Raw genomic sequence first — 15617 nt, 5'->3', positions numbered from 1 at the left:
GGGAGGTCGGTCCGGCCATGCGCAAGAAAAGGACAAAGGCGTCCTGCGCCCTGGCTCTCGTCCTCACACTCGGCGGGACCCTCACGGGCTGCGGCGGCGGTGAGGGCGGCGGCTCGGGCGGCAAGGTCACCCTGCGGTTCACCTGGTGGGGCAACCCCGACCGGGCGGCCCGTACGGAGCAGGCCGTCAAGCTGTTCGAGAAGCGCCACCCGAACATCGACATCAGCACGTCCTTCGCGGGCTTCGACACGTACAAGGCGAAGCTCGCCACCCAGGCCGCGGGCGGCGACGCACCCGATGTGATGCAGCTGGACTACCGGCAGATCAACCAGTACGCCACCTCCGGCATCCTGCTCGACCTCGGCACCCACCGTGAGCTGCGCACCGCGGACATCGACAAGGGGCTGCTGGCCACCGGGGTCGTGGACGGCAAGCAGTACGCGCTGCCGGTCGCGCGCGGCGCCGAGACCATCGCGTACGACGCGGCGCTGTGGCGCAAGGCGGGCGCCCCCGAGCCGACCGTCGACTGGACGTGGGCCGACTGGACCGACGCGATGCGCAAGCTGAAGGCGTCGAAGAAGGCCATCGGCGGCCGGGTCGGCTCCACCGACCCGGGCCAGAGCGAGGACATCTTCGAGATCTGGCTGCGCGGCCGGGGCAAGGCCCTCTACACCGAGAACGGCGGGCTGGGCTTCACGGCCGACGATCTGACCCGCTACTGGGAGTGGTGCACCAAGCTCCGCAAGGAGGGCCTGGTGGCCCCCGCCGAGCAGACCACCCAGATGGACGGCGCGGTGGAGAACACCCCGCTCGGGCGGCTGAAGTCCGTCTCCGACTTCAACTGGGACGCACCGTCCAGCGGCTACGAGGCCATCGTCGGCAAGGGGCTGAAGCTGGCCCCGCTGCCCGCCGGTGACGACGGCAAGCCCGCCCTGTACTACAAGCCGTCGATGTTCTTCGGGGCGTCCGCCAAGTCCCAGCACCCCAAGCAGGCCGCCCAGTTCATCGACTTCCTGCTCAACGACCCGGCGGCCGGGGCCATCCTCGGCGCCACCCGCGGCATCCCGGCCAACGACACGATCCGGGACAAGGTGCTGCCCAAGCTGGAGGGCTTCGACCAGGTCGTCTCCGCGTACCAGAAGCAGTTCGAGGGCAAGCTCAAGGATCCGCCCGCCGCGCCGCCCAAGGGCGACGCCTCGCTCCAGTCCACCTTCACGCGCGACTACGACCAGGTGTCGTACGAGCGCTTGTCGCCGCGCGAAGCGGCGGAGAACTACATCACCGAGGCGAAGGCGGAGCTGAGGCAATGACCGCGACCGCGACCCGCCCCCAGGACGCCGCGCCCCCCGCCGCGCGCGCCAAGCGGGCACCGAAGCGCGAGAGGCAGGGCGCCGCCTGGGTGTTCCTGTCGCCATGGGTGATCGGCGCGACCGTGCTGACGCTGCTGCCGATGGCCGTCTCGCTGTATCTGTCGTTCACCGACTACGACATGTTCGACGCCCCGCAGTGGGTGGGCCTCCGCAACTACACGCAGATGTTCACGGAGGACCCCCGCTACTGGCGGTCGGTCATCACGACGCTGACGTACGTCGTGATCGCGGTGCCGGTGCAGCTGGTGCTGGCCCTCGCCGTGGCGATCGCGCTGAAGTCCGTCAAGCGCGGCAAGGGCTTCTACCGCTCCGCGTTCTACGCCCCCTCGCTGCTCGGCGCGTCGATGTCCATCGCCCTCGTCTGGCGGGCGATCTTCAACGACGGCGGCACCGTCGACAACCTCCTCTCCGGCGTCGGCATCGACATCGGCGGCTGGATCAACAAGCCGGGCTGGGCGATCCTGTCGGTCGCGCTGCTGACCATCTGGCAGTTCGGCGCCCCCATGGTGATCTTCCTCGCCGGGCTCCAGCAGATCCCCGCCGAGCTGTACGAGGCGGCGGCGGTCGACGGGGCGTCCTGGTGGCGGCAGTTCCGCTCGATCACCATCCCGATGCTGTCCCCGGTGCTCTTCTTCAACCTGGTGCTCCAGATGATCCAGGCGTTCCAGGTCTTCACCCCCGCCTTCGCGGTCAGCGCGGGCAAGGGCGGGCCCGCCGACTCCACCCTCGTCTACACCCTCTACCTCTACGACCGTGGCTTCACCGCCTCCCACATGGGCTACGCCTCCGCCATGGCGTGGGCGCTGCTGCTGGCCATCGGCATCGTCACCGCGGTGCTCTTCCGGACCTCCCGGGCCTGGGTCTTCTACGCCAACGACAACAACGAGGGGGCCCGATGACCACCGCCCCGATCACCACCGCGACCACGGCGCGCAAGCGCCCCGCGACGGCCCGGATCGTGCTGCACGTCGGCCTGATCGCCGTCCTGCTGGTGATGCTGTATCCGCTGGCCTGGCTGGTGGCCACCTCGTTCAAACCGGCCGACGAGGTCATCGCCAGCCTCAAACTGCTCCCCAGCCACCTGGAATTCAGCAACTACACCACCGCCCTGGAGGGCGTGAACGAGGTCAGCGTCGGACAGCTGCTGTGGAACTCGCTGCTCATCGCGTGCGGCGCCGTCCTCGGCAACGTCATCAGCTGCTCGCTCGCCGCGTACGCCTTCGCCCGGCTGCGGTTCCGGATGCGCGGACCGCTGTTCGCCTTCATGATCGCGACGATCATGCTGCCGCACCACGCGATCCTCATCCCGCAGTACATCATCTTCAACCAGCTCGGCATGGTGAACACCTACTGGCCGATGATCCTGCCGAAGTTCCTGGCCACCGACGCCTTCTTCGTCTTCCTCATCGTCCAGTTCATGCGCTCGCTGCCGCGCGAGCTGGAGGAGGCGGCCCGGATCGACGGCTGCGGACCCTTCCGCTCCTTCTTCAGCGTCATCCTGCCGCTGACCAGGCCCGCGCTGATCACCACCGCGATCTTCACCTTCATCTGGACCTGGAACGACTTCTTCACCCAGCTCATCTACCTCTTCGAGCCGGAGAAGTTCACCCTGACCCTGGCCCTGCGCTCCTTCGTGGACGCCTCCAGCCAGTCGGCGTTCGGCCCGATGTTCGCGATGTCGGTCTTCGCGCTGCTGCCCATCGTGCTCTTCTTCCTCGCCTTCCAGCGGTTCCTGGTCGAGGGCATGGCCAACTCCGGGCTGAAGGGGTGAGACGCCATGCCGTCCTCCGCGACCACCCGTGAACCGGGCGAGCTGACCGGCCCGCGCTTCGCCCTCTTCGCCGACGTCCTGGCGGTGGGGCTGGCCACCGCCGCCGTCTCGCTGCCGCTGATCACCGCCCCCACCGCCATGTCCACCGCCTGCGCCGTCCTCGACCGGCGGGTACGGGAGGACGCCCCCGCCACCGCGGGCGGCTACCTCCGCGCCCTCCGGGCCCGGCTGCGCCCCGGCGATCTGCTCGCCGGGGCCGGGATGCTGGCCGGCGGCGCGCTGCTGCTGTTCAACGCGCTCGCGGCCGGGGCGGGCCTGCCCGGCGCGGCCGCCTTCCGGCCCGCGCTGCTCGTCGTGGGCGGCCTCCTCACGGTCGTCCTGCTGCGCGCCTGCGCCCGCCCCGAATCGGCGACGAGCTGGCGCAACGCACTGCGCTCGGCCGCGTACGCCAGCGTGCGCACGCCCCGCGCGAGCCTCGTCCTGCTGCTGGCCGTGGCCACCGCCGCCGTCTGCGCCTGGGCCTACCCGCTCCTCGTCTTCCTCGTCCCCGGCCCCCTCGCGATCGCCGCCAGAGCCACGGAGCACCACGTATGAGCCTGCTTCGCCGTCATTTCCTCGCCGGAACCGCCGCCGTCGGCGGACTGCTGGCCGTGGGTGCCCCGGGGGCGTCCGCCGCCGGCCGCACCGACAAGCCGTTCCTGGACCTGCTCACCAAGGCCGCCGACAAGCGGGTGGCCGAGGTGGTGGACGGGCTCGACGCCACCCTCGCCCAGCTGAACAACCTCGGCCAGGCCCGCCCCGCCGCCCGCAGCCTGCGGCTGCTCACCTCCGTGCACGTGTGGGCCGACGCCGAGCACCACCACGACGCGGAGCTCATCGCGCCGATGACACGGCTCGCCGACGCGCTGGCCGCCGCCCAGTTCGACGACGGCCTCTTCGACCAGGGCGCGGTGCACTCCCCGCCGGACACCGCCTTCTCGATCGTCGACCTGGGCCTCCTCTACGGCCTGCTGGACGACGACGACCACCCGTCCACCGCGAAGATCCGCGCCGCCCTGAAGAAGATCCTCCGCAAGGCCGGGGCGGGGCTCGCCACCGGCGGGCTGCACACCCCCAACCACCGCTGGAAGGTGTGCGCCGCGCTCGCCCGCATCAACTCCTTCTGGCCCGACGCCCGCTACACCCGCCGCATCGACGCCTGGCTGGCCGAGGGCATCGACCAGTACGACCGCGGGCAGTACAGCGAGCGCAGCGCCACCTACGCGCCCATCGTCACCAACCCCGCGCTGCTGACCCTCGCCCGGCTCACCGACCGGCCGAAGCTGTACGACAACGTGCGCCGCAACCTGGAGGCCACGCTCCACCTCGTGGAGCCCAACGGCGATGTGGAGACGGTGCATTCGCGCCGCCAGGACCAGAAGACCGTCAAGCATCTGTCCGAGTACTGGCTCCAGTACCGGGCGCTGGCGCTGCGCGACAAGGACGGGCGCTTCGCGGCCATGGCGGAAACCGTCCAGCGGCGCGGGGCGGACCAGACCTTCGACGAGACCCCGCTCGGGGACTTCCTCGCCGAGGTGCTGGACGAACCGGAGCTGGCCGCGCCGCTGCCCAAGGCCACGGCCGCGCCCTCCGAGTTCACCTGGCACGACAAGGACAGCGGGCTGGTGCGGATCGGCCGGGGCGCCACCCGTACGTCCCTTTTCGGCGGCACGGACTTCCCCGACGTCCACGCCATCTCCTCGGGCCTGTCCACCAACCCGACCTTCTTCAAGTGGCGCAAGGGCGCCGCGATCCTGGACTCGCTGCGGCTGTCCCCGCAGTTCTTCTCGCTGGGCCACTTCCGCGCCGAGAACGTCGAGCGCACGGCGGACGGCTGGCGGCTGTGGGCGGACATCCGCGCCGGATACCACCTGCCGCTGCCACCGCAGCACCGGCGCCCCGACGGGCGCTACCCGCTCACCGACGACGGCCGCTTCTGGTCCGCGATGGACTTCCCGCACCGCCCCAAGGAGTGGCGCACCCTGCACACCGAGGTGCGGGCGGCCGAGGCGGACGGCGGCTGGAACCTGGACGTCGAGGTCGGCGAGTCCGCGGTCCCGCTCGCCCTCGAACTGTGTTTCCGCAGCGGCGGCACCCTCACCGGGGTCGAGCCCGTGCCCGGCCAGAAGGACACGTACCAGCTGGTCAAGGGGTACGGGACCTACACGTCGGGCGATGATGTGATCACCTTCGGCCCGGGCAACGGCAGCGGCCCGCGCCAGCCCGCCGTGGTGGACCCGGGGGAGCGGTACACCTGGATGGGCGGCGATCTCCCGGTGTCCGGGCTGCGCGTGCTGATCACCGGGCGTTCGCCCCTCGCCTATCGCTTGACCCTGCGATGAAGCGCTGACCGTCCCTGTGCCGCCCCTGTGCCCGCTCTGTACAGGGGTGGCCGGGGCCGTTAGCGTAGCTATTAGTAAGCGCTTACTGTGAAGCGCTTACTACGAACCTTTGGTGACTACGAGACCTCTGGTGACTCTGGTGAGGAGACGAAGCCACGTGACACGCAAGACCGTGCGGATCGCCATGAACGGTGTGACCGGCCGGATGGGATACCGCCAACACCTCGTCCGGTCGCTCCTCGCCATCCGCGAACAAGGCGGCATCGACCTCGGCGACGGCAGCGTGCTGTGGCCCGAACCGCTGCTCGTCGGCCGCCGCGAGCACGTCCTGAAGGACATGGCCGAGCGCCACGGCCTCGACCCGGTCGCCGACGTCTCCACCGACCTGGACGCCGTGCTCGCCGACGAGGCCGTCGACATCTACTTCGACGCCCAGGTCACCGCCGCCCGCGAGGACGCCATCAAGAAGGCCATCGCGGCGGGCAAGCACATCTACACGGAGAAGCCGACCGCCACCGGCCTCGACGGCGCCCTCGAACTGGCCCGGCTCGCCCAGGCCGCGGGCATCAAGCACGGCGTCGTCCAGGACAAGATCTTCCTGCCGGGGCTGCTGAAGCTGAAGCGGCTCATCGACAGCGGCTTCTTCGGGAAGATCCTCTCCATCCGCGGCGAGTTCGGCTACTGGGTCTTCGAGGGCGACTGGCAGAGCGCCCAGCGCCCCTCGTGGAACTACCGCGCCGAGGACGGCGGCGGCATCGTCGTCGACATGTTCCCGCACTGGGAGTACGTCCTGCACGAGCTGTTCGGCCCCGTCCGCACCGTCCAGGCCCAGGCCACCACCCACATCCCGAACCGCTGGGACGAGCAGGGCAAGCCGTACGACGCCACCGCCGACGACGCGGCCTACGGCATCTTCCAGCTCGAAGGCGGCGCCATCGCCCAGATCAACTCCTCCTGGGCGGTCCGCGTCAACCGCGACGAGCTGGTCGAGTTCCAGGTCGACGGCACCGAGGGCTCCGCCGTCGCGGGCCTGCGCAACTGCCGCGTCCAGCACCGCTCGGCCACCCCCAAGCCGGTCTGGAACCCCGACCTCCCGGCCACCGAGTCCTTCCGCGACCAGTGGCAGGAGATCCCGGACAACGACGAGTTCGACAACGGCTTCAAGGCCCAGTGGGAGCTGTTCCTGCGCCACGTCGCCCTCGACGAGCCCTGGCGCTGGGACCTGCTGGCCGGCGCCCGCGGCGTCCAGCTCGCCGAGCTGGGCCTCGCCTCCTCGGCGGAGGGCCGCCGGCTCGACGTCCCGGAGCTGAGCCTGTGACCCTCCACCTCCCCGGGCCGGGCGGCGCGACCCGCCCCTACGAGCCCCGCACCGAGCCGCTCTCCCTGACGACGGGGGCCCCTTTGACGTCCCGCGTCGTGTTCTCGGCCGCCCATGTGGTCGCCGACCCGTACGCCGACGTCAGCCCCGACAGCCCCGCCGCCGTCGACTGGGACGCCACCCTCGCCTTCCGCCGCCACCTGTGGTCCCACGGGCTCGGCGTCGCCGAGGCCATGGACACCGCCCAGCGCGGCATGGGCCTCGACTGGGCGGGCGCCGCCGAGCTGATCCGCCGCTCGGCGGCCGAGGCCACGGCGGTCGGCGGCCGCATCGCCTGCGGCGTCGGCACCGACCAACTGGCCCCCGGCGACCGCACGACGGCCGAGGTGCGGACCGCGTACGAGGAACAGCTCGCCGTCTGCGAGGAGTCCGGCGCCCAGGCGATCCTCATGGCCTCCCGCGCCCTGTGCGCCGCCGCCAAGAGCCCGGACGACTACCTCGACGTCTACGGCCACCTGCTGCGCCAAGCCGCCGAACCGGTCATCCTGCACTGGCTGGGCCCCATGTTCGACCCGGCCCTGGAGGGCTACTGGGGCAGCAGCGACCTGGACGCCGCCACCCGCACCTTCCTCGACGTGATCGCCGCCCACCCCGACAAGGTCGACGGCATCAAGGTCTCCCTCCTCGACGCCCAGCGCGAGATCGACCTGCGCCGCCGCCTCCCGGACGGCGTGCGCTGCTACACCGGCGACGACTTCAACTACCCCGAGCTGATCGCGGGCGACGACCGCGGCTTCAGCCACGCCCTGCTGGGCATCTTCGACCCGCTGGGCCCGCTCGCCGCCGAGGCCGTACGCCGCCTGGACACCGGCGACACCGAGGGCTTCCGCGCCCTGCTCGACCCCACCGTGGAACTCTCCCGCCACCTCTTCCAGGCCCCGACCCGCTACTACAAGACGGGCGTGGTCTTCCTGGCCTGGCTGGCGGGCCACCAGTCGCACTTCACGATGGTGGGCGGCCTCCAGTCGGCCCGTTCGCTGCCGCACCTGGCGCGGGCATACGAACTGGCCGACGGACTGGGCCTGTTCCCGGACCCGGCGCTGGCGGAGTCCCGTATGAAGCACCTGCTGTCCGTCCATGGAGTCGCCCAATGAACGCCGTGCCCCGGTTGAGCCTCAACCAGGAAACGATCAAGCAGTGGTCGCTGCCGGAGCTGGCGGAGGGCTGCGTCAAGGCGGGCGTCACGGGCGTCGGCCTGTGGCGCGAGCCGGTCCAGAAGTACGGCGTGGAGGCCGCCGCCCGGCTCATCCGCGACGCGGGCCTGACCGTCACGTCGCTGTGCCGCGGCGGCTTCTTCACCGCGATCGACCCCGACGAACGCGCCGCCGCCCTCGCCGACAACCGCACCGCCATCGACGAGGCCGCCACCCTCGGCACCGACACCCTGGTCCTGGTCTCCGGCGGCCTCCCGTCCGGCAGCCGCGACCTGTTCGCCGCCCGCGAGCGCATCGCCGACGCGCTGGGCGAGCTGGGCCCGTACGCCGCCGAGCGCGGCGTCCGCCTGGCCATCGAACCCCTGCACCCGATGTACGCCTCCGACCGCTGCGTCGTCTCCACCCTCGCCCAGGCCCTCGACCTGGCGGAACGCTTCCCGGCCGACCAGGTCGGCGTCGTCGTGGACACCTACCACCTGTGGTGGGACGACACCGTGGCCGCCCAGATCGCCCGCGCGGGCTCGGGAGACCGCATCGCCTCCTTCCAGCTCGCCGACTGGATCACACCGCTGCCGGAGGGCGTGCTGCTGGGCCGCGGCCAACTCGGCGACGGCGCGGTCGACTTCCGCTGGTTCCGCGAACAGGTCGACGCGACCGGCTTCGACGGCCCCATCGAGGTCGAGATCTTCAACCCGGACCTCTGGGCCCGCGACGGTGCCGAGGTCCTGGCGGAGGTGGCCGACCGCTACCGGGCGCTGGTGCTGTAGTCGCGCCGGGTAGGGTGCGGCCATGAGTTCGGGGGATCGCAACATCATCCAGCCACGGCTGCGGGTGCGTGACGTCCTGCTGCGCGGGGCGCTGTACGGACTGGCGTCGATCGTCGTCCTGCTGATCGCCATGTGGTGCGTCGGCGACCACAGCGACCGGGAGGAATTCATCGCGGTCGTCGGCGGCTTCGCGCTCGTCTTCGGCGGGGTGTTCGTCGTGTTCGGCGCGTTCTTCTGGGCGTGCTGCGGCGGCGACATCCGTCGGTGGCGCGACTTTCGCTCGATCACCAGCCAGTGGGAGGGCGTCACGATCATGGCCCCGGCCATGGTCCGCTGCGGCGTCATGGCCCTGGTCCTGGCGCCCGCCGCGTTCTGGCTGTACGGCCTGGTCGACGAGGCGGCGTACGGGAGCTGGCTCTACGGCGCCTGACGCCCGTCGCCCGCCGTCGCCTCGTCCTCCGGCGGCACCGCGTATCCGGGCACCGACGGCCACCGCACCGTCAGCACCACCGACTCCTCCTCCGCGAACCAGGAGTGGTCGACTCCGCGCCCCCACACGACGTAATCCCCCTGCTGCTCCAGGAGAACGCTGCGGCCGGGCAGCTCCACGCGGAAGCGGCCGCTGATGAGCACCAGCAGAGCCGTCCGCGCCTCGCCCCTCACCCACCGCGCCCGCTCGTCCCCGGGCGGGTGGACACCCCACTTGATCTCCACGTCTTCACTGTGGCGGGGGTCGTCGGCGTCCTTGAAGTGCCCGAGGAGCCACCCCCGGTCCAGTGCCGCGTCCTTGCCCGCGTTGCCCACGTAGACGTTGTCGTTCACGTTGCCGTTCATGCTCTCGTTCACGTCTCCGGAAGCTAGCAGCTGCCCGCGCAACCTTCCTCCGGCCACCCCGTACAGCGGCCCGCTGAGGGTCCCGTTCAAGGTCGCCGACACCGCACCGCCCCGGCTGGGGCCCGGAGGCCAGCGCCGCCTGCGACCCGGCCGCCCGACATGCATGGGCTGCGACTGATCCCGCGACTGAACTCCGTTGTGCGGACGGTGGAGTGTGGCTAGGGTCTTCGCAGCGCGAGAGACGCGTGCTCATCGGTGACGAGGGAGCTTGATGAATATGGCTGCCACCAGCCCTCATCAGCATGCCCTCGTCCGACCGATCAGGAGCACCGCGTGTCCTCTTTTGCCCAACCGACGTATCCCGACCTGACCACCGACCGCCTCGTGCTGCGGTCATGGACCCCCGCCGAGGTCACCGCCGTCCTGGACGGCGTCCGGCCGCCGCACTGGGCCGGTGACTTCCCCGCCGAGGGCGACCAGGTCATCGCCGGTCTCTTCGCCGAACACCCCGCCTGGCTGGGCCCGTACGGCCACCGTCAGATCATCGAGCGGGCCACCGGTCTGGTAATCGGCTCGATCGGCCTGTTCTGGCCGCCGAGCGACGGCGCCCTCGAAATCGGCTACGGCATCGTGCCCTCCCGCCGAGGCCACGGCTACGCCCCCGAGGCCACCCGCGCCCTCACCGCCTTCGCGCTCGGCGCGCCGGGCGTCCACACGGTGCACGCCACCGTGGAGCTGTCGAACCCGCCCTCCATCAGGGTGCTGGAGAAATCCGGCTTCCAGCGCCACGGCACACCACCCGACCAGCACACGGCCCGCTACCAGGCGCGCTGACCGCGATCCCGTACCGGCCGCCCGCCCTCGGCCGCAAGCTGAGTGACACGCTTGGATCAACCCCCGGGGCACCGCTCGCGTCACTCCCAACACGGGGGGCCCACATGGGCCCACCGGTGACTCGGGGAGGTCTACGGATGAGACAGAGAGCGGCACGCAGCGGCTTATGCGCCCTGGTGGTGAGCCTGGCCGTGGGCGCCGCCACCCTCACGCCCGCGCACGCCGCCACGCACACCGCCACGGCGGATGGCCACGAGGCGACGCGGGAGGCGCTGCGGCGGTGGGTGGAGGAGGGCGGGATGCCCGGGGTGGCGGCCATGGTGCGGGAGGGCGGGGAGACATGGTTCGGGTCTGCGGGGTACGCGGACACCGACACCGGTCGGAAGCGGTCGCCCGATGACCACTTCCGGGCGGCGAGCATCACCAAGATGTTCATCGCGACCGTCCTCCTCCAACTGGAGGCGGAGGGACGGCTGAGCCTGGACGACTCGGTCGAGACATGGCTGCCCGGGGTGGTGCGGGGCAACGGGAACGACGGCAGCGAGATCACCCTGCGCGGCCTGCTCAACCACACCAGCGGCCTCTACAGCTACACCGGGGACCCGGACTTCCAGGTCAACGCCTCCGGCAGCGGCTTCCCCGAGCACCGCTACGACACCTACACGCCCGAGGACCTGGTGGCCGTCGCGATGAAGCACCCGCCGCACTCCGCACCGGGCGGGAAGCCGTCGTACTCGAACACCAATTACGTCCTCGCGGGGATGGTCATCGAGAAGGCGACGGGACGCTCCTACGCCCAGGAGGCCACCCGGCGGATCATCAAGCCGCTGAAGCTCCGCGGGACGTCGTTCCCCGGCACCGGGCCGAAGATGCCGAATCCGCACCCCGTCGCGTACTCCTGGCTCCACGACGACTCCCCCGGCGCCCCCGTCCACGACGCCACCGAGCAGAACATGAGCTGGCTGGGCGCGGCGGGCGAACTGATCTCCACCGCCGATGACCTCAACCGCTTCGACCGCGCCCTGATGCGCGGCCGACTGCTGCCCCGCGCCCAGCTGGACGAGATGCTGAACGAGGTGCCCTCGGACGGAGGGATCGGGTACGGGCTCGGGGTCGAGACGGCCACGCTGTCCTGCGGTGTGAAGGTGGTGGGCAAGACCGGCCGTACCAATGGCTCGCTGTCGGCGGTAGTGGGCACGGAGGACGGCACCCATCAGCTGACCTTCAACGCCAACGGGGACCGGCTCCCGGACTCGTCCCGCTACTTCGACGTGATCGAGGCGGAGTTCTGCGGCCGAGCGGTCACAGATCGATAACTTCGGAAAACCGTGCAACCCTTCCGGACCCTGGCAGGTCGTACCTGGCATCGGGCTTCCTGGGAGGGGATCCGGGGGGATTCAGAGGGAGCCCTGTGGAGGGGGAAACGAGGGGCTCGGTCGACGGACCGGGCCCCTCGAAATACGTCCGTACGTCCCCCTAGCGCAGGTCGGGGCTCACCGGCCGGTCGTGCCTCAGCTCGCCGAAGAGCTTCTTCGCCCGGGCGGTGTTCCACCGTACGGCGCTGCCCTTCGAGGTCCGGAAGTCCCGGCTGGAGACGGGGACGTTGACCCGCTGCCCGTCACCGGCCGTCACGCCCTTCATCGCCTGGAACAGCGACAGGAGATCGGGCATCTCCATGCCCTTGTCGACGATGAGCGTGTCCAGCCCCGCGCGCATCGTCGGATACATCGTGAACGGGTCGAGGGCGACGCCCGGTGTGGCGGCCTTGCGGGCGAGCGCGGCGAGGAATTTCTGTTGATTCTTGGACCGTCCGAGGTCGCCCTCGGCCTCTTGGTGGCGCTGCCGGACGAATGCGAGTGCCTTGGCGCCGTCGAGGTTGTGACAGCCCTTCTTCAGATTCAGGCCCGATTTCTCGTCCCGTACATTCCTGTCCACGCACATGTCCACGCCGCCAACCGCGTTCACCAGGCCCACGAATCCCGCGAAACCTATTTCCGCATAGTGGTTGATGCGCAGACCCGTGTTGTGCTCGATGGTGCGGATGAGCAAATCGGGGCCGCCGAGGGAGTACGCCGCGTTCAGCTTGTTCCGGGCCGCTCGGTAGTGCTTGCCGGTCTCGGGGCGGATGAACGAGGGAATCGTCACCCATGAGTCACGCGGAAGGCTCATCAACGTGCTGCCGTGGGCACCGGTGTGGAGCACCATCATCGAGTCGGTGCGGCCGCCGTCGGCGGAGCCGGTGTGCAGCTGCTTCTTGGCCGCGCCGGACAGCCCCGTGCGGCTGTCGGAGCCCACGATCAGGTAGTTGGTGCCCTTGCCGCGCGGCGGGTGGTCCGCGGCGGCCTTGCCGAGGTCGACCTGGCGGTCGAGCGTGCTGTCGGCCCAGACGTAGGTGCCGGCGGACGCCACGAGCGGTACGGAGATCAGGAGGGCCACCGCCCGCGCGATCCGGCGGCGCCGGCTGGCCGGTTGCCTGGGCGGTCTCCGTCTGAGGGCCGGGCCTCCGCCGGAGCCCGCACCGCCCGAGGAGCCCGCCGCCCCGCCCCCGCGCTGGGACGGGATCCCCGGCCGCCCCAAGGCGGCCGGGGAGGAGATGGAGATCACGGTGGCCGCCGAGGACGAGAAGGCCGGCGGGCTCGCCGGTGCCGCGGAGGTCAGCGGGTCCGCCGGGGGTGTGGCGGCGGGCGGGTCCGCCGGGGGCACGTACGGGCTCGACGGCGGCATCAGGTGCGCCTGGTGCGCCTGGTGCACGTACTCGCCGTAGCCCCACACCTCGCCCGTGAGGACGTGCGGCGTCTCCGGTCCGCCGCCGTATCCGCCGCCGTACTGGTTCCTGTCGGTCCGCCCGTCCGCCCACTCGTTCATGGCGCGCCAGTCTGCATGTTCACGAGTCCTACATCAAATAGACGACAGTTCTTCATGATCTTTCGACCGGAGTTGCTGGGCGGCGGTGCCCGAGCGCTGCATGCGGTGCCACGTCAGCCGGGCGCCGAGCAGCGCGGCGACCACGGACTGGATGACCACCAGGTACATCAGCTGCCGGTAGACGAAGAGCTGGAACGGCATCGACCACAGCGACCGCATCCGCTCCCCGTCCAGCCGCAGCGCGTATCCGGCGCACACGAGCTGGACGGCGAGGAACGCGAACCAGATCCCGGCCGACTGCACGGGGCTGAGGAAGAGCGCACCGTACAGGGCGAACAGATCGACGACCGGTGCGATCAACGGCAGCAGCACCTGGAAGAGGACCAGGTACGACAGCCCCCGGCGCCCGAAGCGCCCGGCCGGGCCCAGTTCGACGGCGGCCCTCCGGTGCTTCCACATGGACTGGAGCGTGCCGAAGCACCAGCGGTAGCGCTGCCGCCACAACTGGCGCAGCGAGGTGGGCACCTCGGTCCAGGCGACGGCGGTCTCCTCGTACACCACCCGCCAGCCGGCCCGCCACAGGGCCATGGTGAGGTCGGTGTCCTCGGCGAGGGTGTCTTCGCTGACCCCGCCGACGCCCATCAGCGCGTCCCGCCGGAAGGCGCCGATGGCGCCGGGGACGGTCGGCATGCACTCCAGCACCTCGAACATGCGGCGGTCGAGGTTGAACCCGAAGACGTACTCCAGGTGCTGCCACCGGCCCAGCAGGCTGCGCCGGTTGCCGACCTTGGTGTTCCCGCTCACCGCGCCGATGGCCGGGTGGGCGAGCGGCTGGATGAGCTGGTGGATGGCATCGGCCTCGAAGACGGTGTCGGCGTCGACCATGACCACGATGTCGTGCGCCGCGTGTGCGAGACCGGTGTTGAGGGCGGCCGCCTTGCCGGAGTTGACCTGCCGGATCACCGACACCCGGGGGTCGTCGATCCAGGTGGCGAGGTCCGCCGTCCGGTCCGTGGACCCGTCGTCGACCACGACGACCTGGAGATACGGATGGGTGGAGGCCAGCAGTGAACGGACGGTGGCCTCGATGCCCGCCTCCTCGTTGTACGCGGGGACGATCACCGTCACCGGGTCGTTGACCTCGCGCAGCCAGGGGGAGCCGGGGCGGAAGCGGGTCAGCCGCCGGACGTGGGCGCGGGCGAAGAAGACGAGCGTGACCAGCCGGAGCAGGCCCAGCGCACCGGCGATCGCGAGCACCCAGGCCATGGCGCTGGTGAACGCTCGCCCGATGGCACCGGCCCAGAGCAGCGCCTTGCCCTCCGCGCGCTCCCACAGGGACGCCGGGGTGTCGCCCGAGGGCGCCCCGACCCCGGCGGTCACGGTGGTGAACCGGTCGACCCGCCGGTCGCCGAGCAGCTTCTTCGCCTCCTGGTACGCCGTCTCGTTCTGGCTGAACTGCCGGACCGCGCCCTGCGACGGCTTGCGGTACCACTGATCGGCGGTGACCAGGGTGTATCCGTCCGCGGCGACGCGCTGCGCCGCCTTCCACTCGGCGCCGCACAGGGTGTCCATCGCGGTCGTCTGGGGCATCCGGAGCAGCCCGGTGCGGACGCCCGAGGAGCCCGCCAGCGCCGACTGCGTGAGCGACAGCTCGAGACCGGTGCGGGCGGATGACGAGGTGCCCAGGTCGGCGCCGGTGTAGGTGTTCGACCCGATCTCATGGCCCGCGGCGCGGATCTTCCGCACCAGGTCCGGGTGCTCGGCCGCCTTGGCGCCGTAGAGGAAGAAGGTGGCGTGCGCGTGGTGCTTGCGCAGCAGGTCGAGCAGGCGCGGCGTCCATACGGGGTCGGGGCCGCCGTCGAACGTGAGCGCCACGGTGCGTGCGGGCATCGAGGAGGACGACACCTTGCCGTCCTTGATGCGCAGGACCGGGCCGCCCTTGTCCACGGCCCGGGGCACGGGGGTGGTGCAGGGGCGCCGCGTCTTCGCGGCGTCGATCTCGTTGTCGGTCCACCCCTGGAACATCAGCATGGCGAACATCACGGGGAGGACGATGATCAGGAACAGCCAGTGCCCGCGCGGATCACGGGCCGCGGCATGCCGACGTCTGGGCTTGCGGCTCATCCGCCGACGCCCGGGGCCACCCGGCGGAGGACCCGGACGACCCGTCTTCGGCCCGGCGCGGGGCCGGGCGCGGTGGCCACCACCAGGGCGCGGCGAGATGTGGCTATGAGACGGATTTTCTGTCGCTTGCGGTTCCGGC

Annotated in this window: 14 protein-coding genes; 11 read left to right on the top strand and 3 right to left on the bottom strand. The window is 71.0% G+C overall.

The window, feature by feature from the left end:
• Window positions 1–17 precede the first annotated feature (17 nt).
• From HYQ63_RS15870 to HYQ63_RS15830, 9 genes are all read left to right on the top strand, one after another.
• Window positions 18–1310, top strand: coding sequence for an ABC transporter substrate-binding protein (locus HYQ63_RS15870; RefSeq protein WP_179934407.1), 1293 nt, complete (start codon window positions 18–20; stop codon window positions 1308–1310).
• Window positions 1307–2269 carry a carbohydrate ABC transporter permease gene (locus tag HYQ63_RS15865; protein WP_179934406.1) on the top strand — a complete coding sequence of 321 codons (963 nt, stop codon included), beginning with the start codon at window positions 1307–1309 and terminating at the stop codon, window positions 2267–2269. The genes HYQ63_RS15870 and HYQ63_RS15865 overlap by 4 nt, the downstream gene beginning before the upstream one ends.
• Entirely contained in the window at window positions 2266–3141 is an 876-nt protein-coding gene (locus tag HYQ63_RS15860; RefSeq protein ID WP_179934405.1) for a carbohydrate ABC transporter permease, read from the top strand. Before HYQ63_RS15865 ends, HYQ63_RS15860 begins: the two co-directional genes overlap by 4 nt.
• Window positions 3142–3147: 6 nt before the next feature.
• Window positions 3148–3735: a hypothetical protein gene (locus HYQ63_RS15855; protein ID WP_179934404.1), complete on the top strand. Its 588-nt coding sequence runs from the start codon at window positions 3148–3150 to the stop codon at window positions 3733–3735.
• The gene (locus HYQ63_RS15850; protein ID WP_179934403.1) at window positions 3732–5522 is read left to right on the top strand and encodes a hypothetical protein; all 1791 of its coding nucleotides are present in this window, start codon (window positions 3732–3734) and stop codon (window positions 5520–5522) included. Before HYQ63_RS15855 ends, HYQ63_RS15850 begins: the two co-directional genes overlap by 4 nt.
• Before the next feature lie 157 nt (window positions 5523–5679).
• The gene (locus HYQ63_RS15845) at window positions 5680–6840 is read left to right on the top strand and encodes a Gfo/Idh/MocA family protein (RefSeq protein ID WP_179934402.1); all 1161 of its coding nucleotides are present in this window, start codon (window positions 5680–5682) and stop codon (window positions 6838–6840) included.
• Window positions 6837–7994, top strand: coding sequence for a dihydrodipicolinate synthase family protein (locus tag HYQ63_RS15840; RefSeq protein ID WP_179934401.1), 1158 nt, complete (start codon window positions 6837–6839; stop codon window positions 7992–7994). The genes HYQ63_RS15845 and HYQ63_RS15840 overlap by 4 nt, the downstream gene beginning before the upstream one ends.
• Window positions 7991–8821 carry a sugar phosphate isomerase/epimerase gene (locus tag HYQ63_RS15835; RefSeq protein ID WP_179934400.1) on the top strand — a complete coding sequence of 277 codons (831 nt, stop codon included), beginning with the start codon at window positions 7991–7993 and terminating at the stop codon, window positions 8819–8821. The genes HYQ63_RS15840 and HYQ63_RS15835 overlap by 4 nt, the downstream gene beginning before the upstream one ends.
• 22 nt (window positions 8822–8843) lie before the next feature.
• Complete coding sequence (locus tag HYQ63_RS15830; RefSeq protein WP_123102421.1) at window positions 8844–9251, top strand: DUF6336 family protein; 408 nt, start codon at window positions 8844–8846, stop codon at window positions 9249–9251.
• Here HYQ63_RS15830 and HYQ63_RS15825 read toward each other — a convergent pair.
• On the bottom strand, window positions 9239–9643 hold the full coding sequence (locus tag HYQ63_RS15825) for a signal peptidase I (protein WP_179940158.1): 405 nt from the start codon (window positions 9641–9643) through the stop codon (window positions 9239–9241). The genes HYQ63_RS15830 and HYQ63_RS15825 overlap by 13 nt on opposite strands.
• Window positions 9644–9988: 345 nt before the next feature.
• Between HYQ63_RS15825 and HYQ63_RS15820 the strand changes: the two genes are divergently transcribed.
• Both HYQ63_RS15820 and HYQ63_RS15815 read left to right on the top strand, forming a co-directional pair.
• Window positions 9989–10489, top strand: a complete 501-nt coding sequence (locus tag HYQ63_RS15820; RefSeq protein WP_179934399.1) for a GNAT family N-acetyltransferase — start codon at window positions 9989–9991, stop codon at window positions 10487–10489.
• A 137-nt stretch (window positions 10490–10626) separates the two neighbouring features.
• Complete coding sequence (locus HYQ63_RS15815; protein ID WP_179934398.1) at window positions 10627–11805, top strand: serine hydrolase; 1179 nt, start codon at window positions 10627–10629, stop codon at window positions 11803–11805.
• A gap of 160 nt (window positions 11806–11965) precedes the next feature.
• On the opposite strand, the gene HYQ63_RS15810 is transcribed toward HYQ63_RS15815, so the two are convergent.
• Complete coding sequence (locus HYQ63_RS15810) at window positions 11966–13354, bottom strand: LCP family protein (protein WP_179934397.1); 1389 nt, start codon at window positions 13352–13354, stop codon at window positions 11966–11968.
• Window positions 13355–13387: 33 nt separating this feature from the next.
• The gene (locus HYQ63_RS15805) at window positions 13388–15478 is read right to left on the bottom strand and encodes a bifunctional polysaccharide deacetylase/glycosyltransferase family 2 protein (RefSeq protein WP_179934396.1); all 2091 of its coding nucleotides are present in this window, start codon (window positions 15476–15478) and stop codon (window positions 13388–13390) included.
• Window positions 15479–15617: the final 139 nt, after the last annotated feature.

Origin of the sequence: Streptomyces sp. Rer75 (assembly GCF_013414305.1) — a bacterium.
Lineage (GTDB): Bacteria > Actinomycetota > Actinomycetes > Streptomycetales > Streptomycetaceae > Streptomyces > Streptomyces himastatinicus.
Note: the sequence above shows the minus strand (reverse complement) of the source record. Positions and strands in the feature narration are given on the sequence as shown.

Coding starts and splice junctions, on each gene's coding strand:
- HYQ63_RS15850 (WP_179934403.1), top strand. CDS start 3,732: ATGAGCCTGCTTCGCCGTCATTTCCTCGCCGGAACCGCCGCCGTCGGC.
- HYQ63_RS15860 (WP_179934405.1), top strand. CDS start 2,266: ATGACCACCGCCCCGATCACCACCGCGACCACGGCGCGCAAGCGCCCC.
- HYQ63_RS15810 (WP_179934397.1), bottom strand. CDS start 13,354: ATGAACGAGTGGGCGGACGGGCGGACCGACAGGAACCAGTACGGCGGC.
- HYQ63_RS15805 (WP_179934396.1), bottom strand. CDS start 15,478: ATGAGCCGCAAGCCCAGACGTCGGCATGCCGCGGCCCGTGATCCGCGC.
- HYQ63_RS15870 (WP_179934407.1), top strand. CDS start 18: ATGCGCAAGAAAAGGACAAAGGCGTCCTGCGCCCTGGCTCTCGTCCTC.
- HYQ63_RS15835 (WP_179934400.1), top strand. CDS start 7,991: ATGAACGCCGTGCCCCGGTTGAGCCTCAACCAGGAAACGATCAAGCAG.
- HYQ63_RS15865 (WP_179934406.1), top strand. CDS start 1,307: ATGACCGCGACCGCGACCCGCCCCCAGGACGCCGCGCCCCCCGCCGCG.
- HYQ63_RS15855 (WP_179934404.1), top strand. CDS start 3,148: ATGCCGTCCTCCGCGACCACCCGTGAACCGGGCGAGCTGACCGGCCCG.
- HYQ63_RS15815 (WP_179934398.1), top strand. CDS start 10,627: ATGAGACAGAGAGCGGCACGCAGCGGCTTATGCGCCCTGGTGGTGAGC.
- HYQ63_RS15830 (WP_123102421.1), top strand. CDS start 8,844: ATGAGTTCGGGGGATCGCAACATCATCCAGCCACGGCTGCGGGTGCGT.